Origin of the sequence: Streptomyces sp. NBC_00104, assembly GCF_045160825.1 — a bacterium.
In the GTDB taxonomy this organism is placed as follows: domain Bacteria; phylum Actinomycetota; class Actinomycetes; order Streptomycetales; family Streptomycetaceae; genus Streptomyces.
The window spans coordinates 5,927,809-5,948,789 of the sequence record NZ_CP108215.1; the positions used below are offsets into that span (position 1 = coordinate 5,927,809).

Below are 20,981 nucleotides of genomic sequence, written 5' to 3' on the forward strand. Positions count from 1 at the left end.
CCTCAAGCCCCGAGCCCCCGAGCCTCGAACTCCCGAGCCCCCTGCTACGTCCAGCTGTGCGCCACGTCCACGACCAGGCGGTCGGGGAGTTGGAGCACCCGGAACGGCAGGCGGGCGCGGACACCGACGCCGATCTGGGTCTCGCCCTCGAAGCTGCCGGCGAAGCGGGTGTCACGGAAGGTGCGGTAGCCGGTGAGGTTCACGCCGGGCAGGGGCTTGGCCACCTTGCCCGGGTACGCGACGCCGCCGGTCTCGGGGTCGTAGCTCGGCGCGGCGATCCGGATTTCGAGGATGGCCCCGCCGGTCACCGGGATGAGCGCGCCGGAGGCGGACTGGTGGAGCTGGTCGACGTACTGGACCCAGTAGCCGAGGCTGTCCCCGCCGCCGGGGACGTCGAACACGATGCGGTCGAAGCAGTCGTGCCGGCCGGTCCTGATGTCCGACAGCGGCACCGCGCCGCTGTCGGGGCTGCCCTTGACGCCACTGCCCCAGCCCGTCGGACAGGCCGCTGCGGCACGCGCGGCGCCCCCCGGCGCGGCGCTCGCGGTGACCGCCGTCGTCGCTATCGCGGTTCCCGCGAGCGCGAGTGCCACGACCACTGCTCCGATTCGTCGCATGATGCCCCCCTTGGTGACGCAACGCTGAGGTGGCGCTGGTATCGGGTGAGACGACCGGATATGGCGGAAGGTTGTACTCCGGGGCCCGCGGAAGTGTCCCAGGGATGTAACAGCGGGCCCGGCCGCCCCACGGCTCCCGGGCCGGCTACTTCTGGGCCACGGGCGAGCCGCTGCGCTCCGGATGGCGGCGGCGGGCCGTCGGGGTGGGGGACGGGACCGTGTGGAGGAGGGGAGCGGTGGCGGGGCGTCCGGGCCCGGTGCCGGGCGGGCGGCTCACGTACTGGCTGTGCAGGCTGTCGTCGATCCGCCAGAGGATGCCCGTGGTGCGGCCCGTGGGGGCCGCCGGGTCGAGTTTGGCCGTGAAGGACGCCAGGCGGTCGTAGAGGGTCCTGGCGCGGGCCCCGGTGGCGGTGAGCTCCGAGGCCGTGGCCTCGCGGAGGGCGTCGAGCACGAGGACCAGGTTGTGGCCGGAGAGCTGGACGTCCTGCATGCCGCCGTCGGCCTTGGTGATGCGGCCCGCGGGCAGATTGGGGTCCGCCGTGAAGTGGGCCGCCCTGGTCGCGGTCGGGCCGACCCGGTCGTACGGGTCGCGGGTGCTCTGGGTCCAGCCGGGCTCCCAGACGCCGAACGCCGTGCGGGCCAGGAAGGTCCAGGTGTCCTCGTGGCAGCGCAGGGTCAGGTAGGAGACGCCGGCCGCGCGCCGGAGTGTGTCGTTGTGCTGTTCGAGGGCGACCCGGTTCGCGGCGAGGGCGGCCTGGAGGATGACGCGGTCCTCCTCCCGCCAGCGCGTCTCCTGCTCACCGCGCTGAGCCTTCAGATCTCGTTTGAGCTGCTGGTTCTTCGCGTACTGCTCGACGAACGTCTTGACCAACGTCTGGAACATGGCGCCTGCTGAGGTCGGGCCGGACATGCTGGGGTCGCGACAGCCTGGTGTCGCAGCGGCCCAACGACGGTCGGCGGATCCTGGTCACGCCGACCGCCCTGTTTATGTATCAATGGGCTTGTGTGTCAATGGGCCCGCCTTCCCGCCTCCCCGCCCGACGGGCTCGTAGGAGCCGACCGGGGGTCCCCATGGTGAAGTTGACCGCGCCCTCGGGGAGGACGAGCGTGCGGGCGGTTGAGGAGCCGTCGGCGGTGGTGTCCGGATCGGATGCGCCGGCCGTCTGCGCGAGCGCCGCGCGGTACCGCCCGTGATCCATGATCCATGATCCATGTGTCAACTGGCTCTGGAATATGCGCAGTTGACGTGCATGTCGGACCGCAGTCGACGTGCGTGTCGGACCGTGGGGGACGGGCCGGGGGAGTCGCTGTGGAATTCCTGTGGCGGTCTGCCTTACGTGTGGGTAGAACGTTAGGGTCTGCCGTATGAACGCACGGCTGGCCCTGCTCGGCACGGTGGATCCCGGCCTCGCGGAGAGCGAGGTCTTCCGGCTGGCGCTCCAGCACGCGGTCGGCGAACTCGGCGCCCTCGGGGGGATGATCCACCTGAGGGGCCCCATGTCCGCCCTGCGTCTGGTGTCGGTCACCGGCCTGCCACCCGCCCTCACCCGCCCCTGGGAGATCATCGACCAGGAGGGCCCGCTGCCCCCGGCCCGCGCCCTGCACACGGGCAGCGGAGTGTGGTCGCCGCTGGGCTCCATGGCCATCGCCTGGCCCGGCACCGGTCTCGCCGCCTTACCCGTGTCCGGCTGCGACCGCACGATAGGCGCGCTCACCGTCCTCACCGGCGACGGGGGCGAACCCACCGGCCCGCAATGGGACTTCCTGCGGGCGGTCGTCGACTGGACCCAGGAGCGCATGGCGCAGGCGCCGCCGCCGTCCCGCCCCGCGCAGACCGAGCTGAACGGCGAGCGGCTGCGGCAGGCGCTGAAGGAGGTCAGCGTCGGCTCCTGGGACTGGGACATCCGCACCGGCGACCTGATCTGGGACGAGGCCGCCCTGGAGCTCTACGGCACCCGGCCCGCCGAGTTCACCGGAAAAATCGAGAACTGGATGCGGATCGTCCACCCCGACGACCTGGCACCCACCCTGGCGGCGGCACAGCGGGCGATCCGCGACCGCACGGTGTACGAGGCGGAGTACCGCGTACGGCGCCTGGACGGCACCTGGGGCTGGACGCAGGCCCGCGGCCGGGCCACCTACGACGAGCACGGCGAACCCCACCGGATGATCGGCGTCGGCTGGGAGAGCAACGAGTCGCGGTCCGCCCGGGACGCGCTCAGCCGGGCCCTGCGGCACATGAGCGACAGCTTCCTCGCCGTGGACGACGACTGGCGGATCACCTTCGCCAACCTGGAGGCGGAACGCACCCTCGGCCTCTCCGAGGAGGAACTGTTCGGGCGGCTGCTGTGGGACCTGCCCTCCGTGCGCGAGACCCCCGGCCTGGAGAACCGCTGCCGGGAGGCCGCCGCCGAGGAGAAACCCGCCGGGTTCGACGTCTACATGCCGGGCCACGACCGCGTCTGCCACCTGCGGCTGGTCCCCGGCCCCGACGGCCGCACCATCTACTTCACCGACGTCACCGAGATACGACGGCACGAGGAGGAGCGCCGTGACGCCGAGCGCGCGGCCTCCGAACGGGCCCACCGCATCGCCGCGTTGACCACCGCGCTCGCCAAGGCGACCACCTCCGAGGACGTCGTCGACGCGGTCGCCCTGCGGGTGCTGCCGCCGTTCGCCGCCACCGGCCTCCTCGTCCAGGCCGTCGAGGGCGGCCGGCTCCACAACGTCGGCGCCGTCGGCTACTCGGCCGACTTCATCGCCCTCGTCAACCACCGCCCCAGGACCCCGTACGGCCCCGCCTGGGACGCGATCAACACCGGCACCCCGATCTTCATCTCCTCACCGCAGGAGTACGCCGCCTACGTCCCCCAGCACGCCGACCTGCCCGGCCGGGCCGGGAAACAGGCCTGGGCGTTCCTGCCGCTGACCGCGTCCGACCACACCTTCGGCGTGTGCGTCGTCTCCTTCGACCGGCCGCGCCGCCTCACCGACGAGGAACGCACACTCCTCACCGCGATCAGCGCCCTCCTCGCCCAGGCACTGGAACGCGCGCGCCTCTACGACCTCGAACACACCCGGTCCCGCGAACTCCAGCGCGCCCTGCTCCCCCAGGACCTGCCCGACCTCGCCGCCTGCGAGTCCGCCGCCCGCTACCTCCCGGCCGGGCAGGGCATGGACGTCGGCGGCGACTGGTACGACGTCATCCCGCTCTCCAGCGGCCAGGTCGCCCTCGTCGTCGGCGACGTCATGGGCCACGGCCTGTCCGAGGCCGCCACCATGGGCCGCCTCCGCACGGCCGTCCACACCCTCGCCGACCTCGAACTGCCCCCCGACGAGATCATGAGCCACCTCAACGACATCGTCGGCTCCCTGGGCGAGGACTCGTACGTCACCTGCCTCTACGCCCTCTACGACTCCACCACCCAGGTCTGCTCCATCGCCCGCGCCGGGCACCCGCCCCCCGCCCTGGTCCTCCCCGACGGCACGGTGCGCTTCCCGGAGTGGACCGCCGACCCGCCGCTCGGCGCGGCCGAGCCGCCGTTCGAGACGGTCGAGCTGTCGGTGCCCGACGGCAGCCTGCTGGTGCTCTACACCGACGGCCTGGTCGAGTCGGCGAAACGGGGCATCGACGACGGCATGGCCGATCTGGCCCGGCTGCTGCGCACCGCCCACGAGGACGGCACCGCCGCCGACCTGGAACGCCTCTGCGACACCCTCACGCACGGCCTGCTCCCCGCCGAGCTCGCGGCGGCCGACGACGCGGCCTTCCTCGTCGCCCGACTGCACGCCCTGACCGCGGACCGGATGGCCTCCTGGCCCCTCCTCGACGACCCGAAGGCCGCCGGACAGGCCCGCCGCCACGTCCGCGACCAGCTCGCCGCCTGGGGCCTGGACGACCTCGCCCCCACCACCGAACTCCTCGCCAGCGAACTCGTCGGCAACGTCGTACGCCACGCCAAGGGACCCGTCCGCCTGCGTCTCCTCCATGACTCCGCGCTGGTCTGCGAGGTCTTCGACGGCAGCCTCACCATGCCCCGCATACGCCGGGCCACCGACACCGACGAGGGCGGCCGGGGCCTCCAGCTCATCACCGCCCTCTCCCAGCGGTGGGGCACCCGCTACACCGCCACCGGCAAGTGCATCTGGACCGAACAGTCCCTCACCGGCCCCGACCTCCACCGCGCCCCGCCGGCCGACCCGCTGGAGCACCTGTTCCTGGTCCCGGAGGACTTCGACGGGGACCTGGACGCGCTCCCCTTCGACGACCTGGACATCGACCCGGACCCGGACCCGGAGAAGGACCCGGACCCGGAGAAGGAGCAGGAGCAGGAGAAGGAGCGGTGACGGAGGACGGCGTCGAGGTGGGGCGGGCCCCGTAGACGTGCCGTGGACGTGCCGCGGACGTGCGGAACCCCGGGGCGCCCGCCGTGGAGGGGCGGGCGCCCCGGGGTTCGTGTCGGTCGATCGGTTCGGCGAGCAGATCTGCTCGCCGAACCGATCTGTTCACCGAACGGGTCAGCCGGTCAGCTCACGTCGCCGATGCGGTCGACGCGCTCGTTGACGCCGTTGCGCAGTTCGCCCAGGGTCGTGCCGGGCGGCGCGACCTTCGGGGTGGAGGACGGCGGCTGGGTCTCGTCCGCGCAGGTCGCGCCGGAGGCCGGGACCTTCAGGTCGACGAGGTAGTTGATCACCGCGTCCGTCGCGCAGGCGCTGCGGCCGAACGCGGTGTGGCCCTCGGCGTCGAACGTCAGCAGCGCGGCGTTGTCGAGCTGCCGCGACAGGGCGATCGCGTCCCTGTACGGGGTGTCCGGGTCACCGGTGGTGCCGAGGACCAGGATGGGCGCCGAGCCCCTGGCCCGGAAGGAGCCGTCGTAGCGGCTGACCTTCTCGGCGGGCCACTGGACACACGCGGTGGCGTGCTGGTGGTCGTAGGTCGGCGGGCCGAACGCCATGGCCGGGCCCAGCAGCGGCGCCGCCTTCGCGTTGGCCGTGACGTTCCGCTGCAGCTTGCGCAGGCTCTTCGGGTAGTCCTTGTCGACGCACTCGACGACCACGTTCGGGCCGAGGAAGTCGAAGCTGGCCGGGGACGGCGGACGCAGCAGGAAGGAGGTGTTGTCCCGCAGCTGCGCCTTCTTCAGCGCCGCGCCCAGCGAGGGCCAGATGACCTTGCCCTCGTTGATGTTGAACATCAGCCGGTAGACCAGGGTGTAGCCGTTGGCCTTGCCGCCGCTCGCGGTCGTCACGGGGTTCGCGTCGAGGTCGCTCTTCAGCTGCTCGAACGCCCCGCGCGGGTCGCCGTCGCCGAAGCCGCAGATCGCCTGGTCGGCGGCGCACCAGTCGAGGAAGCGGCTCATCGCGCCGTCCAGCGCCAGGTACTGCGACCGGTCGTAGGCGTAGGGGCGGTTGGCGTAGTGGTCGGGGTCGTACGCCCCGTCGAGCGTCAGGGCCCGCACCCGCTTCGGGAACATCGCGGCGTAGACGGTGCCGATGTACGAGCCGAACGACCGCCCGTAGTAGGTCAGTTGCTCCTCGCCGAGGGCCTGGCGCAGCAGGTCGATGTCGCGGGCGACGTACTCGGTACCGACGTAGGGCAGCAGCGCGCCCGAGTTGGTCTGGCAGGCCTGGTCGAACTCGGCGGCCTCGCTCAGCGCCGGACCGTAGGCGTCCGGGCCCGGGACGCCCTTGGCGTCGGTGACGGCCTTGGTGTAGCGGGCGTCGTCGAAGCAGGTGAGCGCCGAACTGCGGCCGACGCCGCGGACGTCGTAGCCGAAGACGTCGAACGAGTCGCGCAGCGCGGCCGGGAGGCCCGCGTAGTTGTTGCGGACGAAGTCCACCCCGGAGTTGCCCGGTCCGCCGGGCTGCATGAAGAGCGTGCCCTTGCGCTTCGTCTGGTCGGCGGCCTTCTTGCGGACCACCGCGAGGGTGATCTTGGTGCCCTGCGGCTCCCGGTAGTCCAGCGGCACGTCGGCGTTGGCGCACTCGAAGCCGCCCTGGCAGTCGGACCAGGTGAGCGTCGGCACGGGCGGCGGCGGTGTCTTCGTCGACTGGGCCTGCCGCGTCGTGTCCGGCGCGGCCATCGCCTGCGTCGCCGTCCCCGTCGCGGCGAGGACGAGCGCGGTCAGCGCGGCCCCGGCGAGTCTGAGACGCGAGAAGCGTCTCGTCGCGTGGTGATACGTGGTCATGGGTGTTGCCCCCCTGGGCTGTTGAGTCCCCTGGACCCCACTGGTCGAGGTGGGGTCGGAGACTGTCTAGCTCAAGAGAGGGGAAATTGGCCAGGCGGGTGCCACGGTGGCCGACATTCCACGGTATCTCTCCACTACCCGACGGTAGTTACCGTCTTCGGGCATCCCTTCGTAATCTTGGAAACGTCCCCGGCCGGTGTCCAGCGATGGGGCCGGCCGGACCCCCCACCTCACGAAGGATCCGCGCACGTGTCATCAAAGAACAGCCGTCTGAGGGTCGCCTTCCTCGCCGTGGCCCTGGCGGCCGCCGGTCTCGCCCTCGCGGGCCCCGCCGCGGCGGCCACGCCGCAGGCCGCCACCACAGTCGCCATGACCCAGCAGACGTCCGCCATACCCGTCGACTTCGTCGACCTCGCCACCGGCCCGCTCGCGGCGGACGGCGAGAGCCACGAGGTCACCCTCACCTACCGCAACGACTCGGCGGCGGACCGGACCGTCGCCCCGCAGCTCCTGGTGGAGTCGCCGGACGCCGGCCCGTTCCTCGACCCGTCGGACGTCAAGGTCGAGCGCCGCACCGCCGGCGGCTGCTGGAAGGCCGTCGACCTCGGCAGCCAGACCGGCACCCTCTTCACCGACCTGACCACCGCCCGGCGCACCCTGCCGGCCGGCGCCACCCTCACCGAGGTCTACCGCGTCACCGTCACCGACCCGGCGGCCCAGGGCACCGTCCACCCGAGGATCGCCCTCTACTGACGGCCCGCCACACTCCCGCACCGCCCATGAACAGGGCCGGGCCCAGCTCCTCGGAGCGGGCCCGGCCCTTTCGCGTGGGCCGGGGCGGCTTTCGCTCGAACTCTCCTGTTGCACCTGTGGCCGTCGTGGACACGTAGGGGCAGAAGCTACGGAAGGAAGCCATGCCCATCGACACCGAGGCCCAGTTCACGGACGTGTACCGGGCCCACTACGAGGACGTGCTGAGGTTCGTGCGCCGACGCGCCCATCCCATGAACGTCGACGACATCGTCGGCGAGACGTTCCTCGCGGCGTGGCGCAGGCGCCGCGAACTCCCCGAGGACCCGCGCCCCTGGCTGTTCGGCACGGCCCGCAAGGTGATGCTGAACGCCAACCGCGGCATGCGCCGGCACACCGCGCTCGCCGTGCGCGTCCAGCAGGCCGCCGAGACCGGCGGCCACACCCGGGCCGCCGACCCGGCCGCGCTGGTGGACGGCCGGACCGACCTCGCCGCCGCCTGGCAGGCACTCGCCCCGGCCGACCAGGAAGTCCTCGCCCTGCACGTGTGGGAACAGCTCTCCGCCAAGGACGCGGCGAAGGTCCTCGGCTGCACGCGCGCCGCGTACGCCATGCGCCTGACCCGCGCCAAACGCCGTCTCGCCGCCCGCCTCGGGCCCACCGCCACCACGCCCGCCCTCGCCACGACGTTCTGACAGGAGCCCCGCGATGAACCACCACACGGCCATGAACGACGGCACCGCCAAGCCCGGAGACACCGCCACGAACGACACCCTGCTGTCCCGCCTCGCCCCCCTCGACGCCGCGCCCCGCACCGAGCCGACCGCCGCCGAACTCGACCGCGAGGAGACGCTGCTGCGCACGATCCTCGACGACACCGAGCCCGCGCGCCGTTCGGTCCGCCCCGCCTCCCGCGCCCCCCTCGTACGCCGCGTCTCCTTCACCCTGGCCGGCGCGCTCGCGGCGGGCCTCGCCGTGCTCACCGCCACGGGCGGACTGTCCGGCCTCCCCGGTGTCGGCCCCCAAGGCCCCCTGTCCTCGGCGGAGTTGGCGAGCTGGACCGGCACGCCCCGCAGCCTGGACTCCGCCGGTGCCGAGGGCTCGGCCGCCGAGAAGGCGTGCCTGGACCTGACGAAGGACTACGGCTCCGGACCCGCCGACGTCAGCAACGCGGACATCCGGGGCAGCGTCGCCTCGATGGTGGTCAGCCGCGGCGGTGACGCGGCGTACTGCCTGGCCGCCTCGGACGGAAACGGGATCACGATGTCCGTCTCCCCGGCCCTGGACCTCCCCGCCGACGGCATCGAGCTGGACACCTACGGCGCTCGGGGCGAGGGCTCCGGCCAGGTCAACTACGCCGTCGGGTCCGTCGGTTCGGACGTCGAGAAGGTCACCGTCCGCGACCGCGGCCACACCGTCCACGCCACCCTCCAGGACGGCCGCTGGACCGCCTGGTGGCCCGAGGGCGACCGCTACGGCCTGCTCACCGGCACGGTCACCCTCACCTTCACCGACGGCGCGACCCGCACGATCCAGAGCCCGGACCTGCCGTAGCCGCCCGGGACCGACCGAGCTCGGGGCCCCGCCGGACCGGGCGCTCCCGGCGCCCAGGCCCTCGAACCGCTGGGCTCCCTCCATGCGACCGTCCGGCGACGGCGACGGTGACGGTGACGGCGACGGTGACGGTGACGGCGACGGGGACGGCGACGCCAGAGGTGACGGGGGTCACACCCGCCCTCTGTCACATCCGCCCGGGGTCCTTCCGTCCTTGTGTTGTCACCGCATACGACGACACAAGGAGCCCGCCATGGAAGCGCGTCTGAACCTGCTCGCCAACCCCATCACCGGCAAGCTCGTCAAGCACCTCGTCGGGGCCGACAAGGTGATTACCGGGACGGAACTGCCCCGCTCCACACAGGAGTTGGTGAAGATTCGCGCCAGCCAGATCAATGGCTGCGGGTACTGCCTCGACATGCACACCAAGGAGGCCGCGCACGCCGGGGAGACCGCCCAGCGACTGCACATGGTGGCCGGCTGGCGGGAGGCCAAGGTCTTCACCGACGCCGAGCGCGCCGCGCTGGAGCTGACCGAGCAGGGCACCCGGATCGCCGACGCGGCGGGCGGTGTTCCCGACGAGGTCTGGGAGAACGCGGCCAAGCACTACGACGAGGACCAACTCCTCGCCCTGGTGGCGCTGATCGCCCTCATCAACACCTTCAACCGGCTGAACGTCATGGTGCAGCAGCCGGCCGGTGACTACCAGGTCGGCATGCTCGGCTGACCGGGGCCACCCACCCCTCGACGACACACGACGAACCCCCGGGCCGTTCCACGGAACGGCCCGGGGGCTCGACATCGCTGGAGGTCAGTTCCGGCGGCACCTGCCCACGTCGATCCGCACGATCTGCGGGTCGTGGTCGCTCGCCTGGTCCGCGAACTCGGCGTTGATGTGCACGACGTCGTAGTCGAAGTGCGTGACGGCCGGGCTGGTCAGGATGTGGTCCAGGGTCTGCGAGTTGCCCTCGTAGACGTAGGTGTAGCGCTCGGCGGCCGGGAGCGTGCTGATCAGCGGCTTCAGGACCTTGCCGGCGGTGAGCGCGGTCATCGTCTGCGAGAACTCGAAGTCGTTGAGGTCGCCGAGGACGACGGCCTTGGCGTTCCGGTCGGCCTTGAGCAGGGACGTGACGAAGGTGTTGACCTCGGCGGCCTGCTCGTGGCGCTTGGCCTCGGAGCCGCGGGCCGGCTCCTGGTAGCGGCCGTGCAGGGGCTGGTCGCCACCCTTGGAGCCGAAGTGGTTGGCGATGACGAAGACCTGCTCGCCGTGGAAGACGAACTCGCCGACCAGCGGCTTGCGGCTGCTGCCCCAGGCGTCGCTGGTGGGATTGATCCGGCCCGGGGAGTAGCTGAGCCGGACGCCCTTGCGGGTCTTCACGACACTCGTGGCCGTGGTCGGCGTCGCGGCGTCAGCGCCGGTCCGGTCGGTGAAGGAGACCCGCTTGGGGTTGAACAGGAAGACCTGGCGGATGTTGCCGCCGGGCTCGCCGCCGTCCTTGTTGTTCTCGGGGGCGAGGTAACGCCACTGGTAGCGGGGGCCGCCGGCCGCGCGGATGGCGTCGGTGAACCGGGTGAGCGTGGCCTCGGAGGTGACCGTGCCGTCGTTCGTCGCGCCGTTGTCGTCCTGGATCTCCTCCAGGGCGACGATGTCGGGCGAGCTGAGGCCGTCCGCGACGCCCTCGGCGAGCCGGTCGAACTTCTCCTGGGCGTCGAGCGCGTCCAGGTTCTCCACGTTGTACGTGGCGACCGCCAGCTCGTCGCCCTTCTGGCGCCGGGTCCGCTCGGCCTTCAGCCCGTTGTCGACGAGCGTGCCGAGCTGGGTGGCCTGGAGGTTGTAGCCGCCGAAGGAGGCGTAGTCGAGCGGCCCGCTGGTCGTGCCGGACAGCTCGTCACCGACGTTCGCCCGGGGGAAGGCGGTCGTCGTGTCGAGCGACATCACCTTCATCCGGCCGGTGCCCGGCATGTCGTAGGAGGAGTAGAGCGAGCCGCCGCGCACGGTCGGGCTCTCCTGCGGCTTCACCGTCACCCACACCTCGTCGTACTCCGTCGTCGCGCCGACCACCCGGGTGTCGGAGGCCTGCACCCGCGAGCCCTCCAGCGCCTCGTAGAAGTCGAGGGCGTAGACGGCCGGTTCGAGCGGCAGCGCGTCGATGCTGCCACCGCCGGCGGTGGGCACGTACGCGTCCGGCACGGTCGACGCGTCCAGCGTCACGGCCGCGGGCAGCGCGTTGCCGGCGGACAGCACGGTCGTGGTCGGCCCGGTGATCTCCGTGACCGACTGGCTGGTGCTGCTCGGGTAGTACTCGGTGACCTTGCCGCTCACCAGCACCGAGTCACCGACCGCCACGGCCGGTTCGGCCGACCCGGTGTACACGAAGACACCTTCACCGGTACGGGGATCGCTGTCGGCCTGCGGGTCCTGGATCCAGTACCCCTTCGAACCGGACTTCCGTACGCCGGTGACGATGCCGGGAACACGGGTGACCGTCTGCCCGGTGAGCGGCGACAGCCGGGTGGTGCCCTGGATGTCGTGCACGCGGAGGGGGCCGGGCTCGGTGGAGCCACCGCCGCCGTCCCCATCCCCGTCTCCGCCACCGTCGCCCGAACCGGGCGTCTGACCGGCCGAGTTGACGGGGGAGGGCGTACCGGAGGCGAGGTCGGCCGCGTTGTCGTCGGTGTCCGCGAGGGAGGCGGCGCGGGCGACGGAGGCGGTGTTGGAGGCGCCGGTGGCCGGGCCGCTGCCCTCCCGGACGAGCGCGCTGCCGTACCCGACGAGGTCGACGACCCTGCCGTCCGCCGCGCAGTCCGCCGCGGTCTTGCAGGTCAGCGGGGTGGTACCGGCGACCAGGGCGATGGTCCCGCTGCTCGCGCCCATCGCGATCGACCCGGTGGCGTCGGCGGTCGGCAGGGCCGTCGTACCGCCGGTGCCCGCCGCCTCGGCGATCAGATACCGGCCGCCGGGCGCGATCGCACCGCTGAGCGCGGTCACCTGCCACTGCGAGGACGCCGACGGCGACCCCGGCAGATACTGCACGCTGTAGCCCGACAGGTCATAGGCGCCGGCCCCGGCGTTCCCCAGCTCGACGAAGTCCCTGACCAGGGTCGCCCCCGAGTTCCCTCCGCCGCCGTACACCTCCCCGATCACCGCACTCGCCGACGGCGCGGCGAACGCGGCGGGCAGCACACCGAACGCGAGAGCGCCGGCCGCGCCCACGGATATCAGCGGATAGGCGACGCGGCGCGCACGGGCGCCGCTTCCTGCGGGTCTGTCGGACCGGTCGGATATGGACACGCTGGCGGTCTCCTCGTACGTCGGGTACGTCGAAGGGTGGTGTGGGGGAGTCGGCTCAAGTTACGCGCGTAGAGGGGGAGTCGCCAAGGGGTCGCAGGTTAAATCCCGGGAACGAAGGGGTGGGTGGGCCTGCGCGGGGTCGGCCGGGCCCGGTCGGCCCTGGGTGGTCCTCTACTCCTCCTCCCCGTCCCGCCGTGCGAACTGCAGGGAGAGGGACCGCAGGACATCGGTCGTCGTCGTATCGGGCCGCCCCTGGTCGTGCACCTCGGCAAGGTGGACGAAGGCGTAGGAGAAGCAGTTGGCGAGGCTCACGATGGCCGGTCCCAGGGCTTCCGTGATGATGCCCGCGGCTTCCTGGGCGCTTGCCTCGGCGGGCAGTTCGATCTTGGGCAGGGTCTCCGCGAGCAGCGCGGAGATGGCCCCCGTCAACGCCACTTCGGCGCCGGGGTTCTCGCGAGCCTGCCGCCGCATCTCGATCGCTTCGGTGAGGATGCCGACGACTCGCTGCATGATCTCGGATTGCTCCATGAGTGGAGCCTAGAAGGCCCATGAAGATCTTGGGCCTTCTAGGAGTGGTCGCGTCGACGGGTACGGTGAATACGCCGGGTTCGCCTGCCCGAACGGGTTCTCAGTGAGCCCGGCTCGCCTCCTCGAACCCCGCCGCCCCGGCCGCGCCCTCCGCCGGCCGTACCGACCGGGCCGGCAGCGGGACATCGCCCGTGCCCCCCGCCGGATAGAACTGCGCGTACCACCGCCGCAACGCCCTGATCCCCTTCTCGTGCGGAAGCAGCACCGGCCGTGCCTGGTGGATCTTGTGGTCCCAGATCCGGACCTCCTCGCGCACCTCACCCAGCGCCTCGGCGCGGAACACGAGCTTGAACAAGGGCGTGAGGAACGGGAGTCGGGCCGGTTTGCGGAGGTAGTACAGCATCCGCAGCTCACTCGTGCGGTCGTCGACGGGCGTGCTGAGCGCGACGGCGGTCACCGACAGCACCGGCCCATGGGCCCGGACGACCATCACCCCCGGCCCGTACATGTACGCGTCGAACGTGTTGTGGATGTCCCACCCGAACACCCGCCGGCTGATCGTCCCCCGCGCCTCGGCGAACGGCCCGTCCTCCCGCCACTCCTGGACCGGCGGTTCGCTCTGGCCGTGAATGAAGTGGAAGTGGGACTCGTCGACGATGTTCTCGCGCATCTCCTGGATGTGAATACGCGCCCGGCAGACGTCGTCGATCGGCGAGGCGAAGTCCCGGGACCCCGTCTCCTCGATCTCCGGGACCTCCCACGAGGGTTCGCCCGGCCCCACGTACACGAAGACGAGCCCGCTGTGCTCGCGCACCGGGAGGCCGCCGATCGACACCTTGGGGGTCCGGACGGCGAACGGTGCCTCCACACACCGCCCGTCCGGCCCGAACCTCCAGCCGTGGAACGGGCACTCCACCGTCCCGTCCACGACCTTCCCGCCGACGCCCAGATGCGCGCCGTAGTGCGGACAGTGCGCGTCCCGCACGGCCGCCCGCCCGTCCGTCCCGCGGAACGCGATCAGCGCCCGCCCGAAGTAGTGCAGACTGACGACCTTCCCCGCCCGCAACTCCCTGCTCCGCAGCACCGCGTACCACCCGTACGGCACGGCCGGCATCGGATACTCGTCGGCGCGTGGATCCCGTGGCGGGGCCGTCGGATCGAGGTTCCGGTTGCCATCGCGCCGTCGCATTCGCATGGCGCCGATGCTAACGGCGGCGACGATCTACGGACCCCAACGTGCTCTCATACAATGGTAGTTGGCGTGCGATTCCCACCCGTTACGACGGCAGGCCGTACGCCGCCACCATCACCTTCAGGGCCACCTTGCTCACGTCCTTGCCCTTGGCGTCAGTCGAGTTGACGCTGTAGACGAGGGTGCGGGAGCTGTCGCGGGTGGAGGCGATGACCGTGTTGTAGCCCCAGCGGCCACCCGTCTTCCCCCAGACCTCCCGCCCGCCGAGCACCTTCCTCGCGAGCCCGACGGCGTACTCGGCCGGCTTGCCCGTCGTGAAGTCCGCCACCTCCGGCACGGTGAACATCTCCTCCAGCACCGGCCCCCGCGGCACGATCCGCCCCCGGAACAGCGCGTTCGTGAACCGCTCCAGGTCCGCCGTGGTCGAGATGAGGGAACCGGCCGCCCACGCGTCCGTCGTCCCCCACACGGTCACGTCCCGCAGCCCGGTCGTCCCGTCGTCCAGCGTCATCCGCTGGTAGCCGTGGTTGTGCGGGCCGACGATCCGCGGGTCGGTCCCCGGGAAGTACGTGCCCCGCAGCCCGAGCGGCTTCAGCACCCGCCGGGCGACCTGGTCCTCGTACGCGTCCCCGGTCACCCGCTCCACCAGCAACCCGGCGATCGTGTAGCCGATGTTGAGGTAGTGCTGCTTCTCGCCCGGCGCGAACTCCGGCTCCTTCGCCGTCGCCGACCGGACCATCTCCTCCGGGTCGTGGATGCGGAAACGGTTCGCGTACGCCCCCTCGACGGTCGTCCACGGGAAGTCGGGCGCCGGGATGCCGTGCGTGTGGTTGAGCAACTGCCGCACGGTGACACCGCCGTACGATGCCGGAACCAGCTCCGGCAGGTACGAGCGGGCGCTCCGGTCGAGGTCGACCCTGCCCTCGGCGGCCAGCTGCAGCACCACGGCCGCCGTGAACACCTTGGTCACGGAACCGGCTCGGAAGCGGGCGTTCGGATCGGCGGCCCGGCCGGTGGCGAGATCGTGCACGCCCGAACTGCCGCGCCACACGCCCTCGCTCCCCCCGACTCGAACGAGGGCGGCGGTGGCGTCGGCGGAGGGCAGGCCGGCGATGGCGGCCTCCATGGCGGCGGCGAGGTCGGGGTCCGCCTGCGGCGGTGACTGCGCCTGTGACTGCGACCGTGCGGAGGCGGTGTCGGCGGTCGCGGTCGCCGCGGTCGCCGTGGTCGCCGTGGTGGCGGGCAGGACCGTCGGCCCCGCGGACACCCCCAGGAGGAGGGCCGCGGCGATCAGCACACGGCGGGTGTTCTTCGGACTCTTCGGACTCTTCGCGTTCTTCGCGTTCGTCGGGTGCTTCGCGCTCGGCATGATCAACTCCGTGGATGCGAGCCGGTGTTCTGGTCGACTCCATCCTTCTGACCGGCGGCTCCGCACGGATCGCCCGAGCGAGCGGTCCTAGCGGCGCCGTTTCCTCGCCGACACGGGGGAGGACCAGGCCCGGGAGACTCCCCCGGGCGGGCGACGGTCGGCCCCGCGCGGGGGACCCGTGTCTCCGGGCAGGGGTCCCGTGGCCGCGTCGAGCGACGTGCCGCCCGTCCCGAGCGACGCCTCACCCACCGCGATCAGCCCCGTCTCGTAAGCGCAGATCACCGCCTGGATACGGTCCCGCAGCCCGAGCTTGGAGAGCACGTTGCCGACATGGGTCTTGACGGTGTGATCGCTGACGACCAGCTCCGCGGCGATCTCGGCGTTCGACAGCCCCCGCGCGAGCAGCAACAGAGTCTCCCGCTCCCTCACGGTCAGCGCGTCGAGCCGGGGATCGGGCCGCCGGGGCCGGGCGGCGGCGGGCCGGGTGTACTGCTCCACCAGCCGCCGCGCCACGGACGGCGCGAGCAGCGAGTCGCCGCGCGCCACGACCCGTACGGCATGCACGAGGTCGTCCCGCCGGACGTCCTTGAGCAGAAACCCGCTCGCGCCGGCGTGCAGCGCCTCGTAGACGTACTCGTCGGAGTCGAAGGTGGTCAGCATCACGACACGGCAGGCGTCACGCCCGCCGGGCGCGCCGACCGTACCCGGCGCGCTGCCCTCGCCCGGTGCGCTGCCCTCGCCCGGTGCGCTGCCCTCGCCGGGTGTGCTGCCTCTGCCCGGTGCGCTGCCCTCGCCGGGTGTGCTGCCTCTGCCCGGTGCGCTGCCCTCGCCGGGGACGCTGCGTCCGCCGGGTGTGCTGCGTCCGCCCCGTGTGATGTCCGCGCTGATCGTCCGGCACGCCTCGATCCCGTCCATCCGGGGCATCCGGACGTCGAGCAGCGCCACGTGGGCCCCGTACCGCCGCACCGCCGCCACGGCCTCGGCCCCGTCACCCACCTCCGCGACCACCTCGATGTCCGGCTGGGCATCGAGGATCATCGCGAACCCGCTGCGGACCAGCTCCTGGTCATCGGCCACGACCACCCGGATCGTCAACGCCCCACCTCCGCCGTCGGCACCACAGCCGGTACGGGTATCCGCACCCGCACCTCGAACCCGCGCCCGCCCGGCCCCGCCCCGGCGACGGCCGTGCCCCCCTGCGCCGCCGCCCGCTCCCGCACCCCGATGAGCCCGTGCCCACCGCCGTACCCGGCCTGCGGACCGCGCCCGTCGTCCGTCACCTCGATGTGCAAGTCGGCCTCCCCGTAGCGGAGTTGCACGGAGGCGGTGCGGGCGGACGCGTGCTTGACCGTGTTCGTCAACGCCTCCTGGACGATCCGGAAAGCGGCCGCCCCGACCGCACCCGGCAACTCCCGCTCCCGCCCCACCACTTCGTACCCGACCTCGATCCCGCTGCCCCGCACCCGATCGAGCAGCGCGGGCAGATCCCCGACCCCCGGCTGCGGCTCACGAGGCGCGAGCCCGGGCGCGTACCCCTCGGACATGGCGTACCCCTCGGACCGCTCAGACCCCTTGGGTCCCTCGTGGCCGTCGTCCCCGTCCCGCAGCACACCCAACATCCGCCGCAGCTGGACCATGGCGTCCCGCCCCGTCTCGGAGATCGCGTCGAAGGCGGCCTCCGCCCGCTCCGGGGCGGTGCGCACCGCGACCGGCCCCGCCTCCGCCTGCACGATCATCAGGCTCACCGCGTGGGAGAGGATGTCGTGCATCTCCCGTGCGATGCGGGCCCGTTCACGCGCGGCGACCTGCTCGGCCTCGACGCGATGGGCGCGCTGGCGGGCGTCGGTGAGCCGCCCGAAGACGTACGCCGCCGCGAACACGAAGGCGGAGAAGGTCAGTTCACGCGCGCTCCGGGTGTTGAGCCACACCCCCACCGGCACCGCGACCAGCACCAGCAGCCCGGTGACCAGCCGCTTCCACGGTGGCGACAGCACGGCGACCGTGTAGACGATCACGAGCCCGTGGTACGGCAACGGCTGCCCGGGCCCGTCCACCGCCAGCTTGTAGACCATGCTGGTCACCAGGATCCCCAGCAGCACGGCGAGCGGAGCCCGCCGCCGCCACACCAGCGGCACGACCGTGAGCGTCATCAGCCCGTACGCAGCCCATGTCGCCGGCGCCAGCCCGGCCGCCCTCGGCACCACGAACGGCATCGTCATGGCCCCCTGCACCAGCAGCGCGACCCCGACGTCGACCACCCACGGATGGGCACCCGCGAGCACCCGCCCCCGCTCCCACCACCCCCGCGCACCCCGTATGCCACCCACGACCCCACACCGTAACGGGCTTGGAGAAGTGGGCGACCGTGATCGCCCAACTGCCCTGCGCGCACACACTCCTGAGCCGCCCTCACCCACCGCACAGGTCTGGGCCGGACCACGTCCCGTACTGCACACTGTCCTCCACAAGATCGAGGCACAACGGACGGGGGACCACATGAGCGACATGCTGGACGTCACGCTGACACTGCTCACCGACGAGGCCACCGACGACACCCTCGCCAACGCCCCCACCACCCCGGACGACGACCTCTCCGTCCTCCGCCGAGGCCTCGTCGCCGAGCCCGAACTGCGCGGCCGGGTACGCCTGGTGACCCGGGCCCCGGAGGAGGGCCAGATGGGATCCGGCATCGAACTGCTGGCGATAGCCATCGGCAGCAGCGGTGCCGTCACCGCCCTCGTCCGTTCGCTCCCGGCGCTGATCAAGGCCCGGCGGGCGGCGGCCGCGGTCGAACTGACCCTCCCCGACGGCCGCACCGTGAAGGTCACCGCCGACTCCGCCGACGACGCCCACACCCTCCTCGACGCGGCACTGCGCGACCACCGCCAGCCGTGACGCTTCGACTGCCCGACCCCCGGGGTTCCCGCGCGGTCCTCATCGGCACCTCCCGGTACGACAGCGACCTGCCGGACCTCCTCGCCGTACGCAACAACCTGGAGGTCCTGCAGGAACTGCTGACGTCCGACGCGTCCGGCGGGTTTCCGCGCGAGCGCTGCGAGGTGGTCCAGGACGCTCCGGACCCGCGTGCGGTCTGCGCGACGATCCGCGAGGCGGCCATGACCGCCACCGACACCCTGCTCGTCTACTTCTCCGGCCACGGCGTCCTCAACGACGACCTGACCCTCCACCTGGCGCTGACCGGCACGGACGAGAGCGATCTGCGCTGGACGTCCATCCCGTTCGAGGCGATCCGGGAGATCCTCGAAGCGTCGCCCTGCCCCAACAAGATCCTCATCCTCGACTGCTGCAACAGCGGCCGGGTCCTGGACACGCTCATGGGTAACGATCCCGAGCCGACCGAAGCCCTCACCATCCGCGGCACCTACATCCTCACGTCCTCCGCGAACGCCCCCTCCTACGCCCCCGTCGGCGAGCGCTACACCGCCTTCACCGGCGAGTTCATCCGCCTCCTCCGCGACGGCCTCCCCGGCGGCCCCGACCTCCTCACCCTCAGCACCCTCTACGACCCCCTCACCAAGTCCCTGACCCGCCGCGGCTACCCGACCCCGCGCCAGCAGAGTTCGGACGGGCACGCGCGGTTGGGGCTGGTGCGGAACCGGGGGGCGGGGGTGGCGGCCGAGGCGGTGGCCGATGACGGCACCGGGCCCGAGGAGGGGACGCCGGACGGCCGCCCCCGGAGCGGCGAGATCCGGTTCGTGCCGAGCCGCGTCTTTCATCGCCTCCGTAACTGGGGGATCGGCCTGCCGCTCTCCCTCGGCCTGCTGCTGGTCGCCGGCCCGCTGCTACCGGCCAAGGACAAGGACATCGACCCGACCAACTGGCGCCACTGGGCCGCGATGCTCTCGCTCTTGGGCATCGTGGTGGTGCTCTCGGCCCTCGGAAAGCGGAATCCCGGCGGTTATTCGCTGGTCCTGAGCGCCGATGGGGTCGAGGTGCAGTACGGGGGGTCAGAGCACTTCTCCTACCCGTGGCACCGGATCAGTCGGGCCTGGATACGGCAGCGACCGCCGAGCCGACTGCGCGGTCCCCGGTACGACCTGATGGTCCGTCCCATGCCCGGCGCCTACCCGCACACGGCGAGCCGTCGTACCCCGGGGCCCCACCAGCACGACACCGAGGGCACCCTCCGCTTCGCGGACCTGCACAGGCTCCGTACGACCCCGGAGGCCGTCGAGGCCGCGCTCGCCCTGTACGCAGGCGCGGCATGGACCCCGAGCGCCGATCTTGCCGCCGACCCGGCCCAGGCCACCCAGGCGGAACGGGTCTTCACCGCCGACCGCCGCCTGCTCACGGTCCTGGCGGTGGTGTGCGCGGTCCTGGGCTGCCGCGCCGTTCCGCTCAACGTGCTCGTCCGGCCCGCAGAGATCCTCTTGGCACCTGTGCCCCTGGTCACGTGCGTCCTGTTCCTCGGTACGGCCTGGTTCGCCGGGTCCCGTGCCGTCCGACCCGTACGGTTGAGGGTCGGGGCCGCAGGGCTGCTCCTGACCCGGGGGGACCTGGAGATGGCCTACGCCTGGTCGGAGATCGAGCACATCGGCGTCGTGAACTGGCCCAGCGGAGCCCGCTATTTCGGGCTCCTGGTGATCCGGCCCGCCGGGAGTCCGGTGGGCCGGATCGACCGTACGAACGTGCTCCTGCCGAAGCTGGCGCCGGGCGCCTTGACCCTGTGCGCCCTCCCGGAGATCACGCTTGACCGCAGCCGTCTGGAGGCCGCGCTCGCACGGTTCGCGGACGAGAGCCAACTCGCTCTGCCCGGCGAGGCCTGGCTGCGGACGGCGCCCGGAGGGCCGGCCCTCCCCAGGACCGGTCTCACGTTCCGGGGCCGTCAGTCGGCCGATGTCTCCGCACTCGTGGGTGGGGCGCTCCTCGCACCCTTCGTGCTCGCCGGGCAGGTGGCCGACCTGGACTGGGCTCCCGACTGGCTTCCCGTCCTGGAGGACCTGCTGGCATCCGTCTTCGTCTTCGGCCTCTGCGCGTACTTCCTCACCGGCCGCCACCACGTCCACGTCCACGTAGGCCCCGCAGGGCTGACCCTCAGAGCCTTCGGAAGCCACCAGCTCCACATCCCCTGGGGCGACGTGGACCGCATCGGCATCGTCGTCCGCGCCGACCCCGAGCAGCACGCCCTCGTTCTGTGGCCACGCCACGGAGCCACCATCCCCCGGGCGCTGTGGCTGCCCACCCAGAAGACCCATGGCGGCCTGCGCATCCTGACCCTGGAGGACTACCGCGTCGAGACCTCCCCCGAAGCCCTCGACCAGGCCATAGCCCGCTACGCCGGCCGCCGCCACACCCGCATGGCACAACTGCGCCAGTCGGCTCGGAAGAAGAACTGAGCGGTTGTGAAGATACGTGGCGCAGCCTTCGCCGACCCTCGCGAACCCGTCGCCCCGAAGGCATCATGGCGAGGATGAGGCCAAGGGGGGCCGCACATGAGATCGCGCTGACCGCGGATCCATGGCAGGGGAGGGCA

The 20,981-nt window shown here is 72.1% G+C and carries 16 protein-coding genes; 7 read left to right on the forward strand and 9 right to left on the reverse strand.

Annotation, left to right across the window (positions count from 1 at the left end; translation table 11 throughout):
• Nucleotides 1–44: 44 nt before the first annotated feature.
• Nucleotides 45–617, reverse strand: a complete 573-nt coding sequence (locus tag OG272_RS26080; RefSeq protein ID WP_327728657.1) for a hypothetical protein — start codon at nt 615–617, stop codon at nt 45–47.
• A gap of 145 nt (nt 618–762) precedes the next feature.
• Nucleotides 763–1,500 carry a hypothetical protein gene (locus tag OG272_RS26085; protein WP_326580245.1) on the reverse strand — a complete coding sequence of 246 codons (738 nt, stop codon included), beginning with the start codon at nt 1,498–1,500 and terminating at the stop codon, nt 763–765.
• A 482-nt stretch (nt 1,501–1,982) separates the two neighbouring features.
• On the opposite strand from OG272_RS26085, the gene OG272_RS26090 reads away from it, so the two are divergent.
• Nucleotides 1,983–4,964, forward strand: coding sequence for a SpoIIE family protein phosphatase (locus OG272_RS26090; RefSeq protein WP_405895000.1), 2,982 nt, complete (start codon nt 1,983–1,985; stop codon nt 4,962–4,964).
• Nucleotides 4,965–5,143: 179 nt separating this feature from the next.
• On the opposite strand, the gene OG272_RS26095 is transcribed toward OG272_RS26090, so the two are convergent.
• Complete coding sequence (locus tag OG272_RS26095) at nt 5,144–6,802, reverse strand: alpha/beta hydrolase (RefSeq protein ID WP_405895002.1); 1,659 nt, start codon at nt 6,800–6,802, stop codon at nt 5,144–5,146.
• 249 nt (nt 6,803–7,051) lie between these two features.
• On the opposite strand from OG272_RS26095, the gene OG272_RS26100 reads away from it, so the two are divergent.
• From OG272_RS26100 to OG272_RS26115, 4 genes are all read left to right on the forward strand, one after another.
• Complete coding sequence (locus OG272_RS26100) at nt 7,052–7,555, forward strand: signal peptide protein (RefSeq protein ID WP_405895003.1); 504 nt, start codon at nt 7,052–7,054, stop codon at nt 7,553–7,555.
• A gap of 161 nt (nt 7,556–7,716) precedes the next feature.
• Nucleotides 7,717–8,247, forward strand: coding sequence for a sigma-70 family RNA polymerase sigma factor (locus OG272_RS26105; protein ID WP_327728653.1), 531 nt, complete (start codon nt 7,717–7,719; stop codon nt 8,245–8,247).
• Between the two features lie 13 nt (nt 8,248–8,260).
• The gene (locus OG272_RS26110) at nt 8,261–9,106 is read left to right on the forward strand and encodes a hypothetical protein (RefSeq protein WP_405895005.1); all 846 of its coding nucleotides are present in this window, start codon (nt 8,261–8,263) and stop codon (nt 9,104–9,106) included.
• 253 nt (nt 9,107–9,359) lie between these two features.
• A complete protein-coding gene (locus tag OG272_RS26115; RefSeq protein ID WP_326580232.1) occupies nt 9,360–9,833 on the forward strand; it encodes a carboxymuconolactone decarboxylase family protein in 474 nt (157 codons plus the stop codon).
• Between the two features lie 84 nt (nt 9,834–9,917).
• Here OG272_RS26115 and OG272_RS26120 read toward each other — a convergent pair whose 3' ends face one another.
• The 6 genes from OG272_RS26120 to OG272_RS26145 all read right to left on the reverse strand — a co-directional run bounded on the left by OG272_RS26120 (nt 9,918) and on the right by OG272_RS26145 (nt 17,814).
• A complete protein-coding gene (locus OG272_RS26120) occupies nt 9,918–12,320 on the reverse strand; it encodes a lamin tail domain-containing protein (protein ID WP_405896077.1) in 2,403 nt (800 codons plus the stop codon).
• Nucleotides 12,321–12,569: 249 nt separating this feature from the next.
• Nucleotides 12,570–12,926: a hypothetical protein gene (locus tag OG272_RS26125; RefSeq protein ID WP_327728651.1), complete on the reverse strand. Its 357-nt coding sequence runs from the start codon at nt 12,924–12,926 to the stop codon at nt 12,570–12,572.
• 100 nt (nt 12,927–13,026) lie between these two features.
• On the reverse strand, nt 13,027–14,121 hold the full coding sequence (locus tag OG272_RS26130; RefSeq protein WP_327728650.1) for a Rieske 2Fe-2S domain-containing protein: 1,095 nt from the start codon (nt 14,119–14,121) through the stop codon (nt 13,027–13,029).
• Nucleotides 14,122–14,203: 82 nt separating this feature from the next.
• Complete coding sequence (locus tag OG272_RS26135) at nt 14,204–15,487, reverse strand: serine hydrolase domain-containing protein (RefSeq protein ID WP_327728649.1); 1,284 nt, start codon at nt 15,485–15,487, stop codon at nt 14,204–14,206.
• A gap of 87 nt (nt 15,488–15,574) precedes the next feature.
• On the reverse strand, nt 15,575–16,582 hold the full coding sequence (locus OG272_RS26140) for a response regulator (RefSeq protein ID WP_405895007.1): 1,008 nt from the start codon (nt 16,580–16,582) through the stop codon (nt 15,575–15,577).
• The gene (locus OG272_RS26145) at nt 16,579–17,814 is read right to left on the reverse strand and encodes a sensor histidine kinase (protein ID WP_405895008.1); all 1,236 of its coding nucleotides are present in this window, start codon (nt 17,812–17,814) and stop codon (nt 16,579–16,581) included. Before OG272_RS26145 ends, OG272_RS26140 begins: the two co-directional genes overlap by 4 nt.
• Before the next feature lie 169 nt (nt 17,815–17,983).
• On the opposite strand from OG272_RS26145, the gene OG272_RS26150 reads away from it, so the two are divergent.
• On the forward strand, nt 17,984–18,382 hold the full coding sequence (locus OG272_RS26150) for an effector-associated constant component EACC1 (protein ID WP_327728646.1): 399 nt from the start codon (nt 17,984–17,986) through the stop codon (nt 18,380–18,382).
• Complete coding sequence (locus tag OG272_RS26155; protein WP_405895011.1) at nt 18,379–20,844, forward strand: caspase family protein; 2,466 nt, start codon at nt 18,379–18,381, stop codon at nt 20,842–20,844. The genes OG272_RS26150 and OG272_RS26155 overlap by 4 nt, the downstream gene beginning before the upstream one ends.
• Nucleotides 20,845–20,981 lie beyond the last annotated feature (137 nt).

Excerpts from the sequence above, each read along its gene's own strand:
- OG272_RS26135 (WP_327728649.1), bottom strand. The coding sequence starts at position 15,487 with ATGCCGAGCGCGAAGCACCCGACGAACGCGAAGAACGCGAAGAGTCCG.
- OG272_RS26115 (WP_326580232.1), top strand. The coding sequence starts at position 9,360 with ATGGAAGCGCGTCTGAACCTGCTCGCCAACCCCATCACCGGCAAGCTC.
- OG272_RS26105 (WP_327728653.1), top strand. The coding sequence starts at position 7,717 with ATGCCCATCGACACCGAGGCCCAGTTCACGGACGTGTACCGGGCCCAC.
- OG272_RS26125 (WP_327728651.1), bottom strand. The coding sequence starts at position 12,926 with ATGGAGCAATCCGAGATCATGCAGCGAGTCGTCGGCATCCTCACCGAA.
- OG272_RS26095 (WP_405895002.1), bottom strand. The coding sequence starts at position 6,802 with ATGACCACGTATCACCACGCGACGAGACGCTTCTCGCGTCTCAGACTC.
- OG272_RS26080 (WP_327728657.1), bottom strand. The coding sequence starts at position 617 with ATGCGACGAATCGGAGCAGTGGTCGTGGCACTCGCGCTCGCGGGAACC.
- OG272_RS26085 (WP_326580245.1), bottom strand. The coding sequence starts at position 1,500 with ATGTTCCAGACGTTGGTCAAGACGTTCGTCGAGCAGTACGCGAAGAAC.
- OG272_RS26090 (WP_405895000.1), top strand. The coding sequence starts at position 1,983 with ATGAACGCACGGCTGGCCCTGCTCGGCACGGTGGATCCCGGCCTCGCG.
- OG272_RS26110 (WP_405895005.1), top strand. The coding sequence starts at position 8,261 with ATGAACCACCACACGGCCATGAACGACGGCACCGCCAAGCCCGGAGAC.
- OG272_RS26130 (WP_327728650.1), bottom strand. The coding sequence starts at position 14,121 with ATGCGAATGCGACGGCGCGATGGCAACCGGAACCTCGATCCGACGGCC.
- OG272_RS26150 (WP_327728646.1), top strand. The coding sequence starts at position 17,984 with ATGAGCGACATGCTGGACGTCACGCTGACACTGCTCACCGACGAGGCC.